The sequence below is a fragment of the Stenotrophomonas sp. 24(2023) genome (assembly GCF_030913365.1).
In the GTDB taxonomy this organism is placed as follows: domain Bacteria; phylum Pseudomonadota; class Gammaproteobacteria; order Xanthomonadales; family Xanthomonadaceae; genus Stenotrophomonas.
Window position 1 is genome coordinate 1,451,213 of record NZ_CP133160.1, and the last position, 23,258, is coordinate 1,474,470.

The following is a 23,258-nucleotide window of genomic DNA, read 5'->3' on the forward strand; positions in this document are numbered from 1 at the left end:
CAGTCCACGACACCCGCCCGCATGCGCCCCATCTCTTCCCGCCTGAACCTGGGCACGCTGATCCTTGCCCTGGCCCTGCTCAGCGCCATCATCGCACTGGGCAACACGTTGCTGGCCAGCTACCGCGTGCAGCGTGACCAGCTGATCGGCAACACCCTGGAAGCCAACCGCGTGTATGCGGCCAAGCTGGCCGAAACCACGCAGAATTTCCTGCTGGGCGCGCAGCAGCAGCTGGCCTACAGCGCGGCCCGCCTGGGCGAGGCCGGCATGGCGCCGGCCCAGGCACAGGACGAGGCCAGCCGCCTGCAGCTGCAGACCAGCAGTTTCAACTCGGCGCTGGTGGTGGATGACGGCGGCCGGGTCATCGCCACCTCGCCGCAGACGCTGCCCCTGAAAGGGAAAGTGCTCAACAGTGTCGGCAACAACGAGGCCCTGGCACGCCGCCAGCCGTTCATCAGCGATCCGTACCAGTCGGCCACCGGCCGGTTGCTGGTGGCCATGTCCCATCCCGTTTTCGACGCTGCCGGCCAGTACCGCGGCTACATCAGCGGCACCATCTACCTGCGCCAGCGCAGCGTGCTGCAGACCCTGCTGGGGCGCCACTACTACCGCGATGGCTCCTACCTGTACGTCGTGGACCGCCACGGCCGCCTGCTGTACCACATCGACCCGGCGCGGGTGGGCCAGTACGCCACCGGCAACCCGGCCGTGGATGCCGTCGCGCGCGGCGAACGCGGGGCACGTCAGGTCCGCAACAGCCTCGGCGTGTCGATGCTGGCCGGCTACGCACCGGTGCCTGCCACCGGCTGGGGCGTGGTGGCACAGCGCCCGACCACCGCCACCCTGGAACCGCTGTCGCGGCTGATGTCCTCGGTGATCTGGAACGCGATTCCGCTCGGCGTGCTGTCGCTGCTGGTGACCTGGTGGTTCGCCCGGCGCATCTCGTTGCCGTTGTGGCAGCTGGCCAGCAACGTGCGGCGCGACGATACCGGTTCGACCATCACCCGGGTCACCGGCATCCGCGCGTGGTACTACGAAGTGGCCCAGCTCAAGCAGGCGGTGCTGTACAGCATCAATGCCCTGCATGAGCGCATCGGCAAGCTCAACCGCGCCAGCCGCACCGACCCGCTGACCGGCCTGCTCAACCGCCGCGGCCTGCAGCAGGCCCTGGAGGCATGGCAGCTGCAGGGTCAGCCGTTTGCGATCGTCGCCCTGGACATCGACCGTTTCAAGGCGATCAACGACCGCCACGGCCACGACACCGGCGATGCGGCCATCGTGCACATCGCCGAGCAGATGCGCCGGCATTCACGCGAAGGCGATGTGCTGTGCCGCGCCGGTGGCGAGGAATTCCTGTTGCTGCTGCCGGGCGTATCGGTGGATGCCGCGCGCCAGGCCGCCGAACGCCTGCGGCGGGAGATCGCCGAGGAGCCCTTCGCACCGGTCGGGCAGATCACCGTCTCGCTGGGCGTGGCCCACTACCCCTCGTTCCACGTGGACAGCGAGCAGGCCCTGCGGCTGGCCGACAAGGCCCTGTACCTGGCCAAGGAACAGGGCCGTGACCGGGTGGTGGTCTACCCGTACGCCAGCGCGGACTGAGCGGCCGGGAACAGGCCGACGCGACGGCCGGCTCAGCCCTCGGCCAGCGGCGTCAGCAGCTCGGGGCCCTTCCGGGTGCCGTCGACCATGTACACGCCACCGGCCGGCAGCAGGTCAGAATCGGCCTGCGGCCGGTGCTCGGCCGGCAGCCACGGCGCGGCTTGGCGCGGGCCGGGGATATAGGCCTTCCAGCGGCCGTACTGTTCCTTCTTCGGGTTGATCGCGTAGGACACCGGCACCTGCACGGTCCAGAACGGCTTGTCCTTGTCCGCACCGGTGGTCGGCGGCTGGAACGTCCATTTCCGGGCGGCGGCCAGGCTGGCCTTGGAAAAGACCGTGCGCAGTTCGGCCATCGTGCGCTCCGGGCCGATGGAGGTCAGGTTGACCTGCTCCACCACCGCATCGGCCACGCGGCCGGCGCGATCGACCTTGATCGCCAGCAGCACCGTGCCCTGGCCATTGATGGTCAGCGCCGCCCCGGGATAGGCCGGCGGACGCAGCGACCCGGCCGTGACGACATCGGTCGCGTTGCCGTCGTACTGGCTGAAATCCACGCTGCGCAGCGCCACTTCGGTGCCGCCGTCGGGCAGTGCCTTGCCCAGCAGGCGCACCCGCATCCGCGCCTGTGCCGGGACCGCTTCGCCCTCGACCCGCGTTGGCTGGAAACGCCACGCCCCGACCGTCTTCTGGATGAAGGCTGCGATCTGGGGATCCACCTCGTCCGGGCGGTCCAGATGCATGCCTTCAACGGCGCCATCGATACCGATGGTGATCGCACCGCTCAGTACCATCGTCGCTTCGGCGGTGGCACGCACCTGCCGCGTATTCTGCGCAGCGGCGCCATGTGACAGGGACAACAGGCCGGGACCGAGCAGCAGGGCCAGGGCAAGCAGACGGGGAGCAGGCATTTTCATCCATTCCATTGGGACAGCCGACTAGCGTACTGCAGCGGACGTGCGGAGGGACAGCATCACCCGGACCTCATGCCAGGCGATGGGACGCGGTGTAGGGGGGCGTATCGGGGTAATCATCCGCGGCGAAACGCTGCTGCAGCCCCTGCCACCACGCTGGATCGAACAGGTGCCGGTAGTGCTCGCGCACCGCCGCCAGCTCGGTGGCCGGCAGGCCCATGAACGGGCCGAAGCGTTCGGGAAAGACATCCTGCGGGCCGACATGGAACCAGGGTTCATCGGCCAGCAGGTCCTCCGGCGTACGCGGCGCGGGCCAGCTGCGGAACACGCAGTCGCTGACCCGGCACAACTCGTCGTAGTCGTAGAACACCGCACGGCCATGGCGGGACACGCCGAAGTTCTTCGGCAGCATGTCGCCGGGAAAGATGTTGTTGCAGGCCATGTCGGTGATCGCCTGTGCATAGTCCAGCACCGCCGCCCGCACCGCCTCGCTGCCCTGTTCGCGCAGGTACAGGTTCAACGGGCGGAAACGCCGCTGCACGTAACACAGGCTGATCTCCACTTCGTCCCCTGCCACGCGCACGCTCTGCGCACACTGCTGCTGCAGCTCCTCCAGCAGTGACGGATCGAACCGCGCGCGCGGGAAGCGCAGGAAACGGTAGGGTTGCGCATCCAGCAGGCGGCCCACGCGATCGAGCGTGAACACCAGGGCGTACTTGTCTTCCACCTGTGCGCGCGACATCGCCTTGGGCCACGCGAAACGGTCGCGGATCAGCTTGAACACCAGCGGATAACTGGGCAGGGTGAACACGGCCATGACCATGCCGGGCGTTCCCTCCGCCCGCACCAGGCGCTCGCTGGCCTGTTCAGTGAAATGGCGGAAGAACGTCCGGTAGCGCTCGGTCTTGCCTTGTTTGGCACGCCCCAGCACGGTGTAGATCTCGTCGATGGGCTTGCCCGGCAGCAGGCTGCGCAGGAACACCACCGCATCGCCCACGGTCGCCAGATCGGCGTGGAAATAGCTGCGCGACACGCCGAACAGGTGGGCCACGTCACGGCGGCGGGTCAGTACGGCATCGGCGCGCAGGCCCCTGGCATCGTTGACCAGGGCGATGACGCAGGGCGAGAAACGGTGCTCGCCGAACACACGGCCGACCAGGTAGGCACGGCGCTCGCGGTAGAACACCGTGTCCAGCAGCTCGATGCTGCGCACCGGTGTATCCCCCCAATGCGCCAGATCATCCTGCAGCCGCACGGCAATGGCCGCCGCGCAGCGCAGCTGGTGCGCATAGGGCACCTTGAAACGGTAGTCGGCCAGTACCCGCTGCAATGCCTCCACCGGGCGCGTGGGGGACACCGCATAGGTGTGGCGGGCCACCGGATGGGTGATCGCATCGGACGGCTCGATGTCGAAGGCGATGAACTCCACCGCCGGGTCCACGCCACGGGTGGCGAACAGGCGCCGGGCCAGGGTGTTGTAGAACGTCTTGTACAGCTCGGCATCGATCAGGCCCTGCAGCAGCAGGGTGTAGCCGGCATGGACCTGCAGCCAGAGCGTTCGTTCCCCGATCGCATCGCCGGCCAACCGCCGCAGGACATCCAGGCTGCCGGCGATGCACTGGTCGTACAGCGCGATGCGTTCGACCGCATCCTGGCGTGCCCCCGCCCAGTCCTGCTGTTCGAAGCGCAGGCGTGCCCGTTGGGTAAGGGCGGCAAACCGCGCGTGGTAGTCCTCGAAGCCATCACGGACGGCCCGGGCAATACGCAGTGGCAGTTCGGGCACGGGTGCGTCGGTCACCATGTCCCCACCATACGCCAGCGTGGGGTGGCCTGTGTAGCGCCGGGCCCACGGGTGGGGTCCAGTGGACCGCCATCAGGCAGGCCCGGCGCGGGCGGGCATGGCCCTCAGATCGACAGGTCGGCTTCCACGTCCTGCACCTTGCGGCGCGCCAGCGCCAGGTTGGACTTGGCGCGGTCCAGCACGATGTAGAAGAACAGGCCCTGCTTCTTCGCGACCGGGCGCATGATGTGGTACGCGCGGCCCAGCGAGATCAGGATGTCCTCGATGGTGTCGTTGAGGTTCAGCGATGCGGCCGTCTTCATCTTGGCGCGGATCACCTCGGTATTGCCGGCGGCCGCTACTTCCATGTCCATGCCGGCACCGGCCTCGCCCAGCAGCATGCCGCTTTCATAGTCGACCAGCGCTACCGCCTGTGCGCCATCGATCCCCATCAATGCATTCAGCGATTCGGTCAGTCCAGCCACGTTGCACCCCTTTGAGTTGGTTCGAGCCATCGTTCAGCCGCGGACAGGCTCACGGTCCGCGCAGTTCGGCCAGGATCGCCTGGCCACATTCCCGGGTCTGCCACAACACCTGGCCCATCACGCTGCGCTGGTCACAGGCGGCCATCAGCAGCAACGGCGCACTGCCCGGCCGCGGCATGGACAGCATCAGCACCTTGCCGCCATCGGCCTCGAGCATCAGCGTCTGCAGATCGCCCTGCGCCAGCTCACGCCCCACCGCTGCGGCCAGGCCCAGCATCGCGCTGGTCATGGCGGCCAGCCGCTCCGCCCGCCCCTGGCCACCGGCACTGACCAGCGCGAACCCATCCACGCTGGACAGCACCGCCGTGCGGATGCCCGGCACGCGGTGCAGCAGGTCCTCCAGCACCGGGACCAGGCGTTCACGCTGGGCCGGCCCGGGCAAGGGCTGTGCCTGGCCATCAGCCATGGGCGGCCACCAGGTCATGGGCTTCCATCTGGCTCATCAGCACATCCATCAGCAGCAGCCCCTGGTCACGTTCACGGGCGTCGACCGGCACCAGCGGCAAGGGCATGCCATCAAGCCGGGCCACGCCGGCCCATTCCTCCAGGGCGGCCGACGGTGCCAGGTCCAGATGCGTCACGCCGACCACCAGCGCCAGGCCTTCCCCCTGCCCCTGCAGCACCTGCAGGTAACCGGCCAGGTCGGCTGCTGCGGCCGGCTGCCGCGCATCCAGCAGCAGCACCGCCCCGCGCGCGCCCTGCAGCAGGATCGGCCACAGGAAATCGAAACGCTGCTGGCCGGGCGTGCCGTACAGGCGCAGGCGATCGCCATTGGGCAGATCGATGTCGGCGTAGTCCAGCGCCACGGTGGTGGATGCCTTGTCCGCGCCCTGGCGGTCACTGTTGGCGACATCGGTGTCCACCACGCGCGCGCCATCGGCGATGCTGCGTACCAGGGTCGACTTGCCGCTGCCCATTCCCCCCAGCACCACCACCTTGTGTTCACGCATGGCGCGGGCCTCCGCGCAGGTGCCGCCACAGCCGCGAAAGCAGGCCGGCATCGCCCATGGCGGCGCGCGGCAGCCCGCGTGCCGCGGGAACACCGGTATCGAGCTGCGCATAGCCGCACAGATAGGCGGCATGGATGAAATCGCGCACGGCGGCCTGCGGCAGTTCCAGCAGCGAGGCACACTCCTCCACCGTGCTGGGGCGCTTGAGCAGCAGCGAGCACAGGCGGAAGGCATCGTGGTCGTGGCCCAGCACGCGGAAGTCCGGCCAGCGCAGCAGTTTCACCGCGGCATGGCGCAGCCGCTCATCCAGTGCCTGCCAGTGGCCACTGCGCTGCGCCCACTGCCACAGCAGTGGCCGCAGCGGCTGGCGGGTGCGGGTGCCGGCCAGCGCCTGGAACGCGGGTACCGACAGTGCATCAAGCGACAAGGTATCGAACGCCTGCGCCAACCGCTCCACCACCATCACCGCAGGCTCGGCCAGCAGCACCGCCTGGTCCTGCTCCAGGTCCATCAACAGCAGCGGCTGCGCCCCGTCGCCCAGCAGCATGCGGCCCTGGCGTGCCGGCAGGCGCTCGCGCAGCAGCCGGGTGATCGCGTGCGCACCTTCGGCCAGCCGCACCGGTGTTTCCCCTGGCACCGCAGGCATCGCGCGCAATGCGCGGCCAATGGCACCATCATCGAGCAGGTCGTCATTGGCATTGCCATCGCGCAGCTGCCCGCCGGTGTCCTCGATCCAGTACTGCAGCCGCGGGTGCTGCTGGCGCATGCGCTGGGCAGCATTGCGCAGCGCCGGCGTATCGCGGATCACCAGCAGGTCGCAGTCCTGCAGGTCCAGGCTGCGCCGGATCTGCCCTTCCGGCAACGACGCGGCCTGCCGCAACCGCTGCAGCACCGCCTGCTCGCCCTGGATGTCGGTTCCCACTACCAGCACCCGTGCCATCCGTGACTCCCCTAGAACGGCGTTGCGCCAGTGACGTTCACCCAACATAGGCGATGCCCGCAGCGGGCCGTCGTGATCGAATGCTCAGATCGGGTGCGCCATCGCCTGCCCGCCAATCCGTTATGAGACAGCCATCGTGGGCAAGTTTCATGCCGCGTTGACACCCGGATGGCCGCCGACGGGAATCACACTTCGCTCCCTGCCCGGGCCAGGGGCCTGCATCAGAGCTGCAGCGCGGCTTCCACATCCTGTACCCCGCGGCGGGCCAGGGCGAGATTGGCTTTGCGCCGGTCCAGCACCAGGTAGAAGAACAGCCCCGGCGTCTTCGCCACCGGCCGCATGATGTGGTACGCACGGCCGAGCGAGATCAGCATGTCCTCGATGCCGTCATCGAGCCGCAACGCCGCCGCCGTTTTCATCTTCGCGCGGATCACTTCGGTGTTGCCGGCGGCGGCGACTTCCATGTCCACGCCGGCCCCGGCATCGCCCAGCAGCATGCCGCTTTCATAGTCCACCAATGCCACCGCCTGGGCGCCATCGATGGCCATCAGTTGATTCAACGATTCCTTCAATCCCGCCACAGCTTCACCTCATCACGCGTCATGGATACGTTGCCGGCCAGCGGGGGCAGAGTGCGCCCGGCGCGATCGCCCGTCCTTCCCCAAGAATGACTGCAGCGCGCTACCGCTCCGGGTGTCTTGCGCCACCTCTGCCCCCCTGGCTGGCCAGCAACCGGGAGGAAGGCTATTGCAACAATTCCGAATTTCCGGGTGATGAAGTTCGCAGTTTTTCCTGACAGAACCAGATGCGACGCCGTTGATCGCACTTCCCATGAAATCACGTCGCCGGAGACGACAACACGGACAGCACTGCACGAATCCTGCACCGTGTCATGGGCCGAAGGCGACGCCACCGTCGGGGACGGCCATGAAAAAACCCGCGCCGAAGCGCGGGTTCCGGGTCATTCCCAGGAGCGATGGACCTCAGCCGCGCAGCTGCTCCAGCGCGGTGTTGAGCGTGGCGCTGGGGCGCATCGCCTTGCCGGCCTTGGCCAGGTCAGGACGGTAGTAGCCACCGATGTCCACGGCCTTGCCCTGCACCGCAGCCAGCTCGCCGACGATGGTCTGCTCGTTGTCGGTCAGTGCCTTGGCCAGCGGCGCGAAACGGGCCTTCAGCGTGGCATCGTCGTTCTGCGCGGCCAGCGCCTGCGCCCAGTACAGGGCGATGTAGAAGTGGCTGCCACGGTTGTCGATGCCACCGAGCTTGCGCGAGGGCGACTTGTCGTTGTCCAGGAACTGGCCGTTGGCTTCGTCCAGCGCCTTGGCCAGCACGCGGGCGGCGGCGTTGTCGTAGCGGTTGCCCAGGTGTTCCAGCGACGCGGCCAGGGCCAGGAACTCACCCAGCGAATCCCAGCGCAGGTAGTCCTCTTCGACGAACTGCTGGACGTGCTTCGGGGCCGAACCACCGGCGCCGGTCTCGAACAGGCCACCACCGGCCATCAGCGGCACGATCGACAGCATCTTGGCGCTGGTGCCCAGTTCCATGATCGGGAACAGGTCGGTCAGGTAGTCGCGCAGCACGTTGCCGGTCACCGAGATGGTGTCCTCACCCTTGCGGATGCGGTCCAGCGAGAAGGCCGTGGCTTCCACCGGCGGCAGGATGCGGATGTCCAGGCCGGCGGTGTCGTGGTCCTTCAGGTACTGCTCGACCTTGGCGATGACCTGCGCGTCATGGGCGCGGGCGGCATCGAGCCAGAACACGGCCGGGGTGCTGCTCAGACGGGCGCGTTCGACGGCCAGCTTCACCCAGTCCTGGATCGGCGCGTCCTTGGTCTGGCACATGCGCCAGATGTCACCGGCTTCCACGGCGTGTTCGAACACCACGGTGCCGGCGTCGTCGGTCACCTTGACCACGCCGTCGGCAGCGATCTGGAAGGTCTTGTCGTGCGAGCCGTACTCTTCGGCCTTCTGCGCCATCAGGCCGACGTTCGGCACCGAGCCCATGGTGGCCGGGTTGAACGCACCGTGCGCCTTGCAGTCGTCGATGACGGCCTGGTAGACGCCGGCGTAGCAGCGGTCCGGGATGACGGCCTTGGTGTCCTGCAGCTTGCCTTCGGCATTCCACATCTTGCCGGAGTCGCGGATCATCGCCGGCATCGAGGCGTCGACGATCACGTCGCTGGGCACGTGCAGGTTGGTGATGCCCTTGTCCGAGTTGACCATGGCCACGCCCGGACGCTGTGCGTACTCGGCCGCCAGATCGGCTTCGATCGCGGCGCGGGTGGCTTCCGGCAGCGACGGCAGGCGCGCGGCCAGGTCACCGATGCCGTTGTTGGCATCGAAACCGGCCTGCTTGAGCACGTCGGCGTGCTTGGCCAGCACGTCCTTGTAGAACTCGTTGACCGCCACGCCGAACATGATCGGGTCGGAGACCTTCATCATGGTCGCCTTCAGGTGCAGCGAGAACAGCACGCCCTGGGCCTTGGCATCGGCGATCTGTTCACCGATGAACGCGGCCAGCGCCGTGCGGCTCATCACGGCGGCATCGACGATCTCGCCGGCCTTGACCGCGGTCTTTTCCTTCAGCACGACGGCGCTGCCGTCCTTGCCGTGGAAGGTGATCTTCAGCGCACCGGCGTTGGCCACGGTGGCCGACTTCTCGCTGCCGTAGAAATCACCGGCGGCCATGTGCGAAACATGCGACTTCGAATCGGCTGCCCAGGCGCCCATGCGGTGCGGGTGCTTGCGTGCGTAGTTCTTCACCGACAGCGGTGCGCGGCGGTCGGAATTGCCTTCGCGCAGCACCGGGTTCACCGCGCTGCCCTTGACCTTGTCATAGCGCGCCTTGTAGTCGCGCTGCTGGTCGTCGGCCGGGGTTTCCGGGTAATCGGGCAGCGGATAGCCCTGGTCCTGCAGTTCCTTGATGGCCGCTTTCAGCTGCGGCACCGAAGCGGAGATGTTCGGCAGCTTGATGATGTTGGCGTCCGGGGTGGTCGCCAGCTGGCCCAGTTCGGCCAGGTCGTCGCTGACCTTCTGCGCGTCGCTCAGCAGTTCCGGGAACTGCGAGAGGATGCGGCCGGAGAGCGAGATGTCACGGGTTTCCACCACGATGCCGGCGGTGGCGGTGTAGGCATCGATGATCGGCAGCAGCGACTGGGTAGCCAGGAACGGTGCTTCGTCGGTCAGCGTGTAGAGGATCTTGGGCGTGTTCGACATGGGGGACTTGGACTCTGTAGCAGTTCTCAGGGGAAGGCCGGCGCCAGCGCCGGGCCACGTGCAACCGTGTCGCGCACGGGGCCGCGCCCCGCGCTTTCCCCCGCCGCCGTCAGGGTGGGCGCGCGCCGGGGAAACCCCTGCATTGTCGCGTTTTCAGCCGCGCGGGGCAAAGCGCTTCCATACGTGCAGGTACTGCAACGCTGCGATCCACGCTGCGGCGCTTGTGGGGCTGCAGGGGCGACCCATGGCGCGGCCGGGTGCCCGCCCCTGCCGCGTCATCAGGCCTCGGGGTACAGGTAGCCGGGGCGATCGGACGACAGCGTCGCCTTGAACGCCACCGTGTCCTCGTCGGCCAGCACTTCCAGGCCACCGCTTTCAAGCACGTCATAGCTGCGGCGTGCCACATCGCGCGGCTGGCTCTTGGGCAGGTCCACGCCCGCAGTCAGGTCAGTGTCCACAAAGCCCACGTGCAGGCCGACCACGGCCGTGTTCTGCGCCTGCAGCGCCAGCCGGGCGTGGTTGGTGTAGCTCCAGGCGGCGGCCTTGGTGACCGCATAGGCGGTCAGGAACGGCGAGTTCTTCCAGGACACGATCGACAGCACGTTGATGATGGCCGATGCGCCGCGCGCGGCCAGCACCGGCGCGAAGGCCTGGGTGGTGCGCACCAGGCCGTAGTAGTTGACCTCCATGATGCGGCGCGTGGACGCTTCGATGGACGCATCCAGCGCATCGGTCCCGACTTCGGCGATACCGGCATTGTTGACCAGTACCGATACATCACCGCAGCGCGCGACGGCGGCCGCGATGCTGTCCGCATCGGTGACATCCAGCTGCACGGGGATCAGGCCGGGCTCGGCAAAGCCATCAACCTTGCGCATGCCGGCATAGACCTTGGCCGCGCCCATGGCCAGGGCCTCGCGGGCGAAGGCCAGGCCGATGCCACGGTTGGCGCCGGTCACGAATACAACCGCGTCTTTGATCTTCATTGTCTACTCCACAGGAATTGCAGGGGGGAAGGACACTGCGGCGGCAGCACAGGCCGTCGCAGCGATCACCATTGCGCAGCGCCCTGCCGGTGGCGGCGGGAGCAACGAAATGTGTAATTGCACAGTAAGATGTGAAAAAAGAGGCCTCCGGCTCAGCCCGTTTTCCGCGAGAACGTGGCCAAGGCCATCGCGCGCAGCTGCCAGGCCGCATCGCGGCCCACCTCATCCTCGAACGCCTGCTGCGCGGCCTGCCACAGCGGCACGCCCTGTTCCAGCTTGCGGCGGCCAGCGGGCGTCATCGCCAGCACGGCGGCACGGCCCGTGCGCGTGGCACTGTCATCCACCCACCCTGCCAGCTTCATCGGCTTGAGCGTGCGCACCAGCGTCGTGCGCTCCATCTCCAGCGCCGCCGCCAGCTCGGCCACGGTCAGGTGCGGGGTGTGGTGCAGGATCGACAGCACCGAGAACTGCGAGGACGTCATCTCCAGCGGCGCCAGGTGACGCTCGTACAGCCGGGTCAGGTAACGCGCACTGCGACGACTGGCCAGGCAGTAGCACTGGTCCGATCCCTGCGGCGGGTGGTCGTTCACGGTCGTCATGCGGCACTGGCCGGCCTTAAATGTGTAATTGCACAATACACCCCATTCCCGACCAATGCAAATAAAAAAGACGCAGCCTTGCGGCTGCGTCCAGCGTGAGCCCTGCCGGGAGAGAGTCGGCAGGACTTACTTGACCTCGAACTCCTGCGGCGTTCCGGCCGCCTTGCCGTCTACGGTCACTTCGGCGCGGTACTTGCCGGCCGGCCAGCCGTTGGCGTTCTTGAAGGTGATGTTGGTGGTTTCAGCCCCACTGGTGTTCAGTGCCTGGGTCTGCTCACCCGCCACCTGGCCATCCTGGAAGGTCAGCTTGGCGGCCACGTTCACGTTGTTGGCCGCACTGTCGGTACGTATCGACACCACGACATCATCCTTCGGGGCGAACAGCGCAGCGGGGGCGACGGACTTGTCGGCCGCGGCGCTCTTGCCGACCGTCAGCGAGGACACCGTCACGCCCGCGCTGGCGGTCATCGGCGGCGGTGCGCCGGTCATCGGGGCGGGCGCCGCCGGCTCGGCCGGTGTGGTGGCTGCCGGTGCTGCCGCGGTATCGGCGGTGTCTTCCTTCTTCTTGCAACCCACCAGGGCGACGCTGCCGAGCAGCGCGGCCATCAGGGCGGTCTGGAGCGGGGCGGTCTTGATCATCGGGGTTTTCCTCCAAGGCGGTGGTGAACGGCGATGGATCGCCGGTTACGTCGGCGGCAGCTTCAGGGTCTGGCCCGGGAAGATCTTGTCCGGGTCGTCGAGTACATCGCGATTGGCTTCGAAGATCTTCTTCCACGCGTTGGCATCGCCCAGCTGCGCCTTGGCGATCTTCGACAGCGAGTCACCCTTCTGCACGGTGTAGGTGCCGCCGACCTTCTCCGCGGTGGTGTCCACCGAGGCGGTGACGCCGGAAAAATCGGCCTTCTCCACCTTCTGCGCGGTGGTGTCGACGCTGGACGTCACGCCGGAGAAATCGGCTTTCTTCTCGGTACTCATCCACACACTCCCGTCTGCATGACTACGTGTTGGCACGTTCGCACGGGGGTTGTTAAATGGGGATGGTGCCGATGTGAAGCAGCGACCGGAAAGGCTGAACAAACGGGGGGCGATGGCGCCGGGACCTGCCCGGCGCTGCCCGTTGCCGCCGTTGGCGGCTACTGGCGCAGTTCGCGGTAGGTGGCCGCAGGCGTGGCGATGCCGTGGCTTGCCCGCCACGGATTGATGTCCAGCCCGCCCCGGCGGGTATAGCGCGCCTCCACTTCCAGCCACTGCGGCTGGCAGCGGGCGGACACCTCGCTGAAGATGCGCTCCACGCATTGTTCGTGGAATTCGGCGTGTTCGCGGTAGCTGACCAGGTAGCGCAGCAACCCGGCGCGGTCGATCTTCGGGCCCTGGTAACGCACGCTGACCGTGGCCCAGTCCGGCTGGCCCGTCACCGGGCAATTGGACTTCAGCAGGGCCGAGACCAGGGTTTCCTCCACCTCCACGCCAGCATCGGCGGACAGGTACTGGGCCTGCGGCGGGCCATAGCAGTCGATCGCCACGTCCAGCCCGTCGATGGACTCGCCCAGCGGCGCTTCATGCAGTGGCGGCAACCCGGCCACCACCTGCACCGGTGCACCGGCGCAGGCCGACAGGTCGGCCGCGATACGGCCCAGCACCGCCGGTGCATCGTCGAAGCGGGCACTGTTGAGGGAATTCAGGTACAGCTTGAAGGACTTGGATTCGATCAGGTTCGGGGAGGTGCACGGCACCTGGACCGTCGCCACCGCGACCTGCGGCTTGCCGCGCGGGTCCAGCCAGCTCAGCTCGAAGGCATGCCAGCGGTCATGGCCGACGAAGGGCAGCGCGGTGTCATCGACACCGATCTCCTCGCGCGCCGCGCGGCGGGGAATGGGAAACAGCAGGCCGGGATCGTACTGCGACGGGTAACTGACCTCGCGACCGAGGCTGGAGTCCTGGGGGGTGTTCATGGCGCGCATTGTATCGCGGCGGGGGTGGGCCTTCGGCCGGGCCGGCCAACGGCGGAGCCCCTCCGTGGTGCACACCCGTGCAGGCTTCATGGGACGGGCCGGGTGGGTAGACGGGTCGGGGGACGCCGTAAACCCATCCCTGGGGGCTTGGCCGCGGCATCCATGCCGCGGACACCCCCACCCCGCCTACCCACCCGACCCCTGACCGTTCCCTGCGCGTGGCTGCCACCACGGGAAAGATCAGAAAAAAACAAAATCAAAAGCCGATCCTTCAGACGCTCATGACGTCCGCCGTGTCGACCAAGGTCGACACCTACCCACAGCCGCGTGGACGTGTCGGGGGTGGGGCGGTGTGGGTGGGCAGGACCGCAGGCGCCATGGATGGCGCCTACGAGCCCCCAGGGACGGGTTTACGGCGTGTCCTGTCCATCCACACCGCCCCGCCCCACCCGCAGAAATCCGCCACCGCTTTTGCTTCTGCCGTTGCCGTTGCCTCTGCGGGTGCAGGGCTGCAAGCCCTGCCAGAAACCCTCACCCCGCCGGAGTGCCGGCACCGTGCAGGTAATCCAGGCTCACCTGCAGCAACGCACGGAACCCGACATCCAGTGCCTTCTCATCCAGCAGGAACTTCGGCGAATGGTTCGCCGGCGCCGTCGCCGGGTCGATGCCCACGCTGGTCGAGCCGACGAAGAAGAACATGCCCGGCACTTCCTTCGCGTACAGCGAGAAATCCTCCGCACCCATCTGCAGCGGCGGCTCGTAGACGTTGTCCTTGCCCACCACCGCCTGCAGGCTCGGCAGCATGCGCGCGGTCAGTGCCGGGTCGTTCACCGTGGCCGGGTTGCCTTCGGTCTCGTAGATCTCGGTCACCGCCTTGGCACCGTGCGCCGCGGCCGTGTGCTCGGCCACGTTGCGCAGGTCGGCGAAGATCTGCTGGCGCATGCCTTCGTCGAACGTGCGGATGGTGCCGACCATCTCCACTTCATCGGGAATGATGTTGTAGCGGATGCCGCCGTTGATCGCACCGAAGGTCAGCACCGCCGGCTGCTTGGACAGGTTGGCGCGACGGCTGACGATGGTCTGCGCGGTACCGACCAGATCGGCGGTGGCCACGATCGGGTCCACGCCATTCCACGGCGCCGACCCGTGCGTCTGACGGCCGATCACCTTGATGCCGAAACGGTCCGAGGCCGCCATCAGCGGGCCACCGCGCACGGCGATCTGCCCGGCCTGCACGCTGGAGAACACATGCAGGCCGAACACCGCTTCCGGCTTGAAATCGGCGAACAGGCCTTCCTTGAGCATCAGCGCCGCACCGCCTTCTTCCGGCGGCGGCGCGCCTTCCTCCGACGGCTGGAAGATCAGCATCACCTGGCCCGGCAGATCCTTCTTCATCGCCACCAGCGCCTGGGCCACGCCCAGCAGCGTCGCGGTGTGCGCGTCATGGCCGCAGGCATGCATCACGCCCACGGTCTGCCCGCGGTACTGCGCGGTGGCTTTGGACGCGAACGGCAGGCCGGTCTGTTCGGTCACCGGCAGCGCATCCATGTCCGCACGCAGGGCGATCTTCGGCCCGGGCCTGCCGCCTTCGATGATCGCCACCACGCCGTGGTGGGCGATGCCGGTCTTCGGCTTCAGACCCATCGCACGCAGGCGCTTGGCGACTTCGGCCGAGGTCCGCTCCTCACGGTTGGACAGTTCCGGGTGCTGGTGGAAATCACGGCGCCATTCCACCACCTGGGCCTGCAGGCGCTGCGCGGCGGCGGTCACTTCCGGGCGCTGCGGGGCGTCCTGGGCATGGGCAAGGGCCGGCAGGGCCAGCAGCAGGGCGGACAGCAGCAGCGAGGGACGGGGCATGGGGATCTCCAGCGGACAGGGCGTGGGCCTGAATGTAGGCCAACAACGCCCGCCCGGGAACCTCCGGCGCCCCGCCGTGTCTGAGCGCCCGTCCCATCCGTCATGCATGAAAGCGGCTGGGCCACAGGTATGCTTTGCGCATTGCCACCGGGGCGCTGCCCCGCCCGCCCCCCAGGAGTCACTTCAATGTCGCGTGTGTGGAAGATCGTGCTGCTGGTAGTGGCAGTGCTGGTGCTGGTCGTCGTCGGGCTGCGCGTGGCCGGGGGCGGCAAGGGCAAGGGCGGGCCAGGTGCCCAGCAGGGCGGCGAAGATCCCGATGCCGGCCCGGTGCCGGTGACCGTGGTCGATGCCGTGCGGCAGGACGTGCCCGTCTATGCCAGTGCCCTGGGCACGGTGACCGCGTTGAACACGGTCACCGTCAGCCCGCAGGTGGGTGGCCAGCTGATGAGCCTCAATTTCCGCGAAGGCCAGGAAGTGAAGAAGGGCGATGTGCTGGCGGTGATCGACCCGCGCACCGCCCAGGCCAGCTATGACCAGGCTGCTGCGTCCAAGCGCCAGAACGAGGCGCTGCTGGCCACCGCGCGCTCCAACTACCAGCGTTCCAATGCGCCGGAGTACCGCCAGTTCGTCGCCAAGACCGATCTGGATACACAACGAAACCAAGTGGCACAGTACGAAAGCGCCGTGGCCGCCAACGAGGCCAGCATGCGCTCGGCCCAGGTGCAGCTGCAGTACACCAAGGTCATCGCGCCGATCTCCGGCATCGCCGGCATCCGCGCGGTCGACGCCGGCAACGTGGTCACCGCCGGTACCGCACTGGTCACGCTGACCGAGATCCATCCGATCCACGTGATGTTCAACCTGCCCGAGCGCCAGCTTGGCGACGTGCGCCAGGCGCAGGCGGCCGGCACCGTGCCGGTGGCGGCACTGGACCGCGCCGATTCGCACGTGCTTTCACCGGACGGCACCCTGGACGTGGTGGACAACCTGATCAGCGCCGATGCCGGCACCTTCCGTTCGCGCGCGGTGTTCGCCAACCAGGACAACGGCTTGTGGCCCGGCCAGTTCGTCAACATCCGCATGCAGCTGCGCACCATCGCCGGTGGCGTGGTCATCCCGACCCAGGCCGTGCTGCGTGGCCCGGATGGCGAATACGTGTATGTGGTGCAGGCCGACAGCACGGTGAAGATGCAGACCGTGCGCAGCGGCGTGGAAGTGGGTGACAGCCAGGTGCAGGTGGCCGAGGGCCTGAAGGGGGGCGAGCGGGTGGTCAGCGAAGGCCAGTTCCGCCTCAAGCCCGGCAGCAAGGTCACCGCGCTCAAGCCGGGGGAAACCCCGGCGCCGCCGACCGATGCCGAACTCAAGGCCGCCGAGCACAAGAACGGCGGTGGCGGCGGTGGCCGCCGTGGCGGTGGCCCGCGCTGAGCGCAGGCCCCCGTTGTTCCCAGCGCCGGCGATCCCGCCGGCGTTGCCATTGACGTGCCAGCAAGGATCCCCCCGTGGGCTTTTCGACGATCTTCATCCGCCGCCCGATCGCCACCTCGCTGCTGATGGCCGGCCTGTTGCTGCTGGGCATCCTCGGCTACCGCAAGCTGCCCGTATCGGCGCTGCCGGAGATCGATGCGCCCAGCCTGGTGGTCACCACGCAGTACCCCGGGGCCAATGCCACCACCATGGCCTCGCTGGTCACCACGCCGCTGGAGCGCCAGTTCGGGCAGATTTCCGGCCTGCAGCTGATGACCTCCGATTCCTCGGCCGGGTTGTCCACGATCATCCTGCAGTTCGCGATGGACCGCGACATCGACGTCGCCGCGCAGGACGTGCAGTCGGCCATCCGCCAGGCCACCCTGCCCTCCTCGCTGCCGTACCAGCCGGTCTACAACCGGGTGAACCCGGCCGACGCGGCCATCGTCACCCTGAAGCTGACCTCCGACACGCGCCCACTGCGTGAGGTCAACAACTACGCCGACTCGATCCTGGCCCAGCGCCTGTCGCAGGTGCAGGGCGTGGGCCTGGTGTCCATCGCCGGCAACGTGCGCCCGGCCGTGCGCATCCAGGTCAACCCGGCCCAGCTGTCCAACATGGGCCTGACCCTGGAGCAGCTGCGCAGCGCGCTCACCCAGGCCAACGTCAGCGCGCCGAAGGGCTCGCTCAACGGCAAGACCCAGTCCTACACCATCGGCACCAACGACCAGCTGGCCAGCGCGGCCGAATACCGCGACACCATCATCAGCTACAAGAACGGCCGCCCGGTGCGGCTGTCGGACGTGGCCGAGGTGGTCGATGGCGTGGAAAACGACCAGCTTGCCGCCTGGGCCGACGGCAAGCCCGCCGTGCTGCTGGAAGTGCGCCGCCAGCCCGGCGCCAACATCGTGCAGACCGTGGAGCGCATCCGCGCCCTGCTGCCGCAGCTCAAGGGCGTGCTGCCGGCCGACGTGCACCTGGACATCTTCTCCGACCGCACCGAAACCATCCGCGCATCCGTGCATGAAGTGCAGTTCACCCTGATCCTCACCATCGGCCTGGTGGTGGCGGTGATCTTCGTGTTCCTGCGCCGCCTGTGGGCCACCATCATTCCTTCGGTGGCGGTACCGCTGTCGCTGGCCGGCACCTTCGCGGTGATGGCCTTCGCCGGCATGTCGCTGGACAACCTTTCGCTGATGGCGCTGGTGGTGGCCACCGGCTTCGTGGTCGACGATGCGATCGTGATGATCGAGAACATCGTGCGCTACATCGAGCAGGGCAAGAGTGGCAAGGAAGCGGCCGAGATCGGTGCGCGCCAGATCGGCTTCACCGTGCTGTCGCTGACCGTTTCGCTGGTGGCGGTGTTCCTGCCGCTGCTGCTGATGCCGGGCGTCACCGGCCGCCTGTTCCATGAGTTCGCCTGGGTGCTGAGCATCGCCGTGGTGCTGTCGATGCTGATCTCGCTGACGCTCACCCCGATGATGTGTGCCTACCTGCTCAAGCCCGATGCCCTGCCCGAGGGCGAGGATGCGCACGAGCGCGCCGCAGCGGCCGGCAAGCAGAACCTGTGGACGCGCACCGTGGGCGCCTACGAGCGCAGCCTGGACTGGGTGCTGGACCACCAGCGCCTGACCCTGGCCGTGGCCGGCGGCGCACTGGTGCTGACCGTGCTGCTGTACGTGCTCATTCCCAAGGGCCTGCTGCCCGAACAGGACACCGGCCTGATCACCGGCGTGGTGCAGGCCGACCAGAACATCGCCTTCCCGCAGATGGAACAGCGCACCCAGGCCGTGGCCGCGGCGCTGCGCAACGACCCGGACGTGACCGGCGTGTCGGCCTTCATCGGCGCCGGCACCATGAACCCGACGCTCAACCAGGGCCAGCTGGCCATCGTGCTGAAGGAGCGCAGCCATCGCGACGGCCTGGACAAGATCCTGCCGCGCCTGCAGCAGGCCGTGGCCGGCATTCCCGGCGTGGCGCTGTACCTCAAGCCGGTGCAGGACGTCACCCTGGATACCCGCGTGGCCGCTACCGAGTACCAGTACTCGCTGTCGGACGTGGATGCCAGCCAGGTCGCCCTGCAGGCCACCCGCCTGACCGAAGCCCTGCGCCAGCGGCCGGAACTGGCCGACGTGGACAACAATCTGTCCAGCCAGGGCCGTGCACTGGAACTGAGCATCGACCGCGACAAGGCCAGCGTGCTGGGCGTGCCGATGCAGACCATCGATGACACGCTCTACGATGCGTTCGGCCAGCGCCAGATCTCCACCATCTTCACCGAACTCAACCAGTACCGCGTGGTGCTGGAAGTAGCCCCGGAGTTCCGTACCAGCACCGCGCTGATGAACCAGCTGGCGGTGGCCTCCAACGGCACTGGCGCGCTGACCGGCACCAACGCCACCAACTTCGGCCAGGTCACTTCGTCCAACTCCTCCACCGCCACCGGTATCGGCAACCAGAACACCGGCATCACTGTGGGCGCGGGCAACATCATCCCGCTGGCCGCGCTGGCCGAAGGCAAGGTCACCAGCGCACCGCTGCTGGTCAGCCACCAGCAGCAGCTGCCGGCGGTGACGGTGTCGTTCAACGTGGCCCCGGGCTATTCGCTGTCCGAAGCGGTGCGCGCCATCGAGGACACCAAGGCCAGCCTGGACATGCCGGCGCAGGTGCACGCGCAGTTCATCGGCAAGGCCGCCGAGTTCACCGGCAGCCAGACCGATGTGGTGTGGCTGCTGCTGGCCTCGCTGGTGGTGATCTACATCGTGCTGGGCGTGCTCTATGAGAGCTACATCCACCCCATCACCATCATCTCCACCCTGCCGCCGGCCGGCGTGGGTGCACTGCTGGCGCTGATGGTGTGTGGCCTGAGCCTGTCGGTGGACGGCATCGTCGGCATCGTGCTGCTGATCGGCATCGTCAAGAAGAACGGCATCATGATGGTGGACTTCGCCATCGAAGCACGCCGTGCCGGTGCCAACGCCCACGAGGCGATCCGGCGCGCCTGCCTGCTGCGCTTCCGCCCGATCATGATGACCACCGCGGCGGCCATGCTGGGTGCGCTGCCGCTGGCACTGGGCACCGGCATCGGTTCGGAACTGCGCCGCCCGCTGGGCATCGCCATCGTCGGCGGCCTGCTGCTCTCGCAGCTGGTCACGCTGTACACCACGCCGGTGATCTACCTGTACATGGAACGCTTCTCCGAATGGCTGGCACGCCGCCGCGAGGAACGCGCCCTGCGCAACGGCACCGTGCAGGAGCCGCAGGCATGACCCCGGCCCCGCAACGGCGCGGGGGCACGCGATGAACCTGTCCGGCCCCTTCATCCGCCGCCCGATCGGCACCGCCCTGCTGGCGATCGGCCTGTTCGTCATCGGCCTGATCTGCTACCTGCGGCTGGGCGTGGCGGCCCTGCCCAACGTGCAGATTCCGGTGATCTTCGTGCATGCCAGCCAGGCCGGTGCCGATGCCACCACCATGGCCTCCACGGTCACCGCACCACTGGAGCGCCACCTGGGCCAGCTGCCGGGCATCGACCGCATGCGCTCGTCCAGTTCGGAAGGCAGCTCGCTGGTCTTCATGATCTTCCAGAGCGACCGCAACATCGATTCGGCCGCGCTGGACGTGCAGACCGCGATCAACGCCGCCCAGGCCGACTTGCCGGCCGGGCTGGGCTCGCCGCTGTACCAGAAGGCCAACCCGAACGACGACCCGGTCATCGCCATCGCGCTGACCTCGCAGACGCAATCGCCGGATGAGCTGTACAACGTCGCCGATTCGCTGCTGGCCCAGCGCATCCGCCAGATCAGCGGCGTGGCCTCGGTGGACATCGCCGGTGCCTCCACCCCGGCCGTACGCGTGGACGTCAACCTGCGCATGATGAATGCCCTGGGCCTGACCGCCGACGACCTGCGCAACGCGGTGCGCGCGGCCAACGTCACCTCGCCCACCGGCTTCCTCAGCGATGGCAACACCACCACGGCCATCATCGCCAACGACGCGGTGGCCCGCGCGGCCGACTTCGCCGAGCTGGTCATCAAGACCGAAAGCAACGGCCGCGTGGTACGCCTGAAGGACATCGCCAACGTCTACGATGGCCAGCAGGACGCCTACCAGGCCGCCTGGTTCGACCACAAACCCGCCGTGGTGATGTACGTGTTCACCCGCGCGGGGGCAAACATCGTGGAGACCGTGGACCGGGTCAAGGGCCAGATCCCGATGCTGCGCGACTACCTGCAGCCGGGCACCACGCTGACCCCGTACTTCGACCGCACCCCCACCATCCGCTCGTCGCTGCACGAGGTGCAGATCACCCTGCTGATCAGCCTGGCGATGGTGGTGCTGACCATGGCGCTGTTCCTGCGCCGGCTGGCACCGACACTGATCGCCGCGGTCACCGTGCCGCTGTCGCTGGCCGGTGCGGCACTGGTGATGTACGTGCTCGGCTTCACCCTGAACAACCTGAGCCTGCTGGCGCTGGTGATCGCGATCGGGTTCGTCGTCGACGATGCCATCGTGGTCATCGAGAACATCATGCGCCACCTGGACGAGGGCATGCCCCGGATGCAGGCCGCGCTGACCGGTGCGCGCGAGATCGGCTTCACCATCGTCTCCATCACCGCCTCGCTGGTGGCGGTGTTCATCCCGCTGCTGTTCGCCAGCGGCATGATGGGCGCGTTCTTCCGCGAGTTCACCGTCACCCTGGTCGCCGCCATCGTGGTGTCGATGGTGGTCTCGCTGACCCTGACCCCGGCCCTGTGCAGCCGCTTCCTGAGTGCCCATGACCATGCCGCGGCGCCGTCGCGCTTCGGCCGCTGGCTGGACCGCATGCACGAACGCATGCTGCGCGTGTACACGGTGTTCCTGGATTTCTCGCTGCGCCATGCGCTGCTGATGGCGCTGACGCCGCTGATGCTGATCGTGGTCACCGTGTTCCTGTTCGGCGCGGTGAAGAAGGGCGCGTTCCCGCCGCAGGACACCGGCCTGATCTGGGGCCGCGCCAATTCCAGCGCCACCGTGTCCTTCCAGGACATGGTCAACCGCCAGCGCCGCATCACCGACATGCTGATGGCCGACCCGGCGGTGAAGACGATCGGCGTGCGCCTGGGCAGTGGCCGCCAGGGCTCCAGCGCGCAGTTCAACATCGAGCTGAAGGCGCGCAGCGAGGGCCGCCGCGAGACCACCGCGCAGGTGCTGGCGCGGCTGAGCGCCAAGGCCGACCGCTACCCGGACCTGCAGCTGCGCCTGCGCGCGATCCAGGACCTGCCCAGCAACGACGGCGGTGGCAACAGCCAGGGCGCGCAGTACCGCATCTCGCTGCAGGGTAACGACCTGGCCGCGCTGCAGGAATGGCTGCCCAAGCTGCAGGCGGCGTTGAAGAAGAACCCCAAGCTGCGTGACGTCGGCACCGATGTGGACCAGGCCGGTCTGCGCCAGAACATCGTGATCGACCGCGCCAAGGCCGCGCGCCTGGGCGTGTCGGTCGGCGCGATCGATGGCGCGCTGTACGGCGCCTTCGGCCAGCGCCAGATCTCCACGATCTATTCGGACATCAACCAGTACAGCGTGGTGGTCAACGCCCTGCCCGACCAGACCGCCACGCCGGCGGCGCTGGATTCGGTCCATGTGCGTGCACGCGACGGCCAGATGGTGCCGATCACCGCCGTGGCCCACCAGGTGCCCGGCCTGGCACCGTCGCAGATCACCCACGAAAACCAGTACACGACGATGGACCTGAGCTACAACCTTGCCCCGGGCGTCAGCGCGGGCGAGGCCAAGGCCATCATCGATGCCACCGTGGCCGGCATGCGCATGCCCGGTGACATCCGCCTGGCCGACGATGCGGGCTTCGGCTTCAACTCCGATCCCAGCGACATGCTGATCCTGGTGCTGGCGGCGATCATCACCGTGTACCTCGTGCTGGGCATGCTGTATGAGAGCCTGATCCACCCGGTCACGATCCTGTCCACGCTGCCGGCGGCCGGCATGGGCGCGCTGCTGGCCCTGTTCGGCACCAACACCGAACTGTCGATCATCTCGATGATCGCGCTGGTGCTGCTGATCGGCATCGTCAAGAAGAACGCGATCATGATGATCGACTTCGCGCTGGTGGCCGAACGCGAGCATGGCATGGCCCCGCGCGATGCCGCCCGCGAGGCCAGCATCGTGCGCTTCCGGCCGATCATGATGACCACGATGGTGGCGATCCTGGCGGCGGTGCCGCTGGCGGTCGGCCTGGGCGAAGGTTCCGAACTGCGCCGCCCGCTGGGCATCGCGATGATCGGCGGCCTGCTGTTCTCGCAGAGCCTGACCCTGCTCAGCACGCCGGCGCTGTATGTGATCTTCTCCTGCCTGTCCGCACGCTGGAAGGCGCGCCGCGCACGCAAGCGCGAGGCGAAGCTGCTCAAGCGGGCCCAGCGCGCCTGACGCAGCCCGCCAGGCCTGGCCCGGCGCTACCGTGATC

The 23,258-nt window shown here is 67.9% G+C and carries 18 protein-coding genes; 4 read left to right on the forward strand and 14 right to left on the reverse strand.

Features of this window, described 5'->3' with window-relative positions; translation table 11 throughout:
- Positions 1-21: 21 nt before the first annotated feature.
- Positions 22-1,599: a diguanylate cyclase gene (locus tag Q9R17_RS06410; protein ID WP_308157597.1), complete on the forward strand. Its 1,578-nt coding sequence runs from the start codon at positions 22-24 to the stop codon at positions 1,597-1,599.
- 32 nt (positions 1,600-1,631) lie between these two features.
- Here Q9R17_RS06410 and Q9R17_RS06415 read toward each other — a convergent pair whose 3' ends face one another.
- The 14 genes from Q9R17_RS06415 to Q9R17_RS06480 form a co-directional block, all read right to left on the reverse strand.
- Complete coding sequence (locus Q9R17_RS06415; protein ID WP_308157598.1) at positions 1,632-2,507, reverse strand: energy transducer TonB; 876 nt, start codon at positions 2,505-2,507, stop codon at positions 1,632-1,634.
- Between the two features lie 73 nt (positions 2,508-2,580).
- Positions 2,581-4,308 (reverse strand): bifunctional isocitrate dehydrogenase kinase/phosphatase, encoded by a 1,728-nt coding sequence (gene aceK / locus Q9R17_RS06420; protein WP_308157599.1) that lies wholly within the window; start codon positions 4,306-4,308, stop codon positions 2,581-2,583.
- A gap of 107 nt (positions 4,309-4,415) precedes the next feature.
- A complete protein-coding gene (locus Q9R17_RS06425) occupies positions 4,416-4,775 on the reverse strand; it encodes a hypothetical protein (protein ID WP_308157600.1) in 360 nt (119 codons plus the stop codon).
- Positions 4,776-4,824: 49 nt separating this feature from the next.
- Positions 4,825-5,241 carry a roadblock/LC7 domain-containing protein gene (locus Q9R17_RS06430; RefSeq protein ID WP_308157601.1) on the reverse strand — a complete coding sequence of 139 codons (417 nt, stop codon included), beginning with the start codon at positions 5,239-5,241 and terminating at the stop codon, positions 4,825-4,827.
- Positions 5,234-5,785, reverse strand: a complete 552-nt coding sequence (locus tag Q9R17_RS06435) for an ATP/GTP-binding protein (RefSeq protein WP_308157602.1) — start codon at positions 5,783-5,785, stop codon at positions 5,234-5,236. Before Q9R17_RS06435 ends, Q9R17_RS06430 begins: the two co-directional genes overlap by 8 nt.
- Positions 5,778-6,725 (reverse strand): hypothetical protein, encoded by a 948-nt coding sequence (locus Q9R17_RS06440; protein ID WP_308157603.1) that lies wholly within the window; start codon positions 6,723-6,725, stop codon positions 5,778-5,780. The genes Q9R17_RS06435 and Q9R17_RS06440 overlap by 8 nt, the downstream gene beginning before the upstream one ends.
- Positions 6,726-6,946: 221 nt before the next feature.
- Positions 6,947-7,273 carry a hypothetical protein gene (locus Q9R17_RS06445; RefSeq protein ID WP_308158295.1) on the reverse strand — a complete coding sequence of 109 codons (327 nt, stop codon included), beginning with the start codon at positions 7,271-7,273 and terminating at the stop codon, positions 6,947-6,949.
- A 435-nt stretch (positions 7,274-7,708) separates the two neighbouring features.
- On the reverse strand, positions 7,709-9,940 hold the full coding sequence (locus tag Q9R17_RS06450; protein WP_308157604.1) for an NADP-dependent isocitrate dehydrogenase: 2,232 nt from the start codon (positions 9,938-9,940) through the stop codon (positions 7,709-7,711).
- Positions 9,941-10,218: 278 nt separating this feature from the next.
- Positions 10,219-10,926, reverse strand: coding sequence for an SDR family oxidoreductase (locus tag Q9R17_RS06455; protein WP_308157605.1), 708 nt, complete (start codon positions 10,924-10,926; stop codon positions 10,219-10,221).
- 152 nt (positions 10,927-11,078) lie between these two features.
- Positions 11,079-11,525 (reverse strand): MarR family winged helix-turn-helix transcriptional regulator, encoded by a 447-nt coding sequence (locus tag Q9R17_RS06460; RefSeq protein WP_308157606.1) that lies wholly within the window; start codon positions 11,523-11,525, stop codon positions 11,079-11,081.
- Between the two features lie 126 nt (positions 11,526-11,651).
- The gene (locus Q9R17_RS06465) at positions 11,652-12,164 is read right to left on the reverse strand and encodes a hypothetical protein (RefSeq protein ID WP_308157607.1); all 513 of its coding nucleotides are present in this window, start codon (positions 12,162-12,164) and stop codon (positions 11,652-11,654) included.
- 45 nt (positions 12,165-12,209) lie between these two features.
- Positions 12,210-12,500, reverse strand: coding sequence for a LysM peptidoglycan-binding domain-containing protein (locus Q9R17_RS06470; protein ID WP_308157608.1), 291 nt, complete (start codon positions 12,498-12,500; stop codon positions 12,210-12,212).
- A 158-nt stretch (positions 12,501-12,658) separates the two neighbouring features.
- The gene (gene queF, locus Q9R17_RS06475; RefSeq protein ID WP_308157609.1) at positions 12,659-13,477 is read right to left on the reverse strand and encodes an NADPH-dependent 7-cyano-7-deazaguanine reductase QueF; all 819 of its coding nucleotides are present in this window, start codon (positions 13,475-13,477) and stop codon (positions 12,659-12,661) included.
- Between the two features lie 531 nt (positions 13,478-14,008).
- The gene (locus Q9R17_RS06480; RefSeq protein ID WP_308157610.1) at positions 14,009-15,334 is read right to left on the reverse strand and encodes a M20 family metallopeptidase; all 1,326 of its coding nucleotides are present in this window, start codon (positions 15,332-15,334) and stop codon (positions 14,009-14,011) included.
- Positions 15,335-15,520: 186 nt separating this feature from the next.
- On the opposite strand from Q9R17_RS06480, the gene Q9R17_RS06485 reads away from it, so the two are divergent.
- The 3 genes from Q9R17_RS06485 to Q9R17_RS06495 all read left to right on the forward strand — a co-directional run bounded on the left by Q9R17_RS06485 (position 15,521) and on the right by Q9R17_RS06495 (position 23,221).
- Positions 15,521-16,759: an efflux RND transporter periplasmic adaptor subunit gene (locus Q9R17_RS06485; protein WP_308157611.1), complete on the forward strand. Its 1,239-nt coding sequence runs from the start codon at positions 15,521-15,523 to the stop codon at positions 16,757-16,759.
- Positions 16,760-16,833: 74 nt separating this feature from the next.
- Positions 16,834-20,067: an efflux RND transporter permease subunit gene (locus Q9R17_RS06490; protein ID WP_308157612.1), complete on the forward strand. Its 3,234-nt coding sequence runs from the start codon at positions 16,834-16,836 to the stop codon at positions 20,065-20,067.
- A gap of 31 nt (positions 20,068-20,098) precedes the next feature.
- A complete protein-coding gene (locus tag Q9R17_RS06495; RefSeq protein WP_308157613.1) occupies positions 20,099-23,221 on the forward strand; it encodes an efflux RND transporter permease subunit in 3,123 nt (1,040 codons plus the stop codon).
- Positions 23,222-23,258 lie beyond the last annotated feature (37 nt).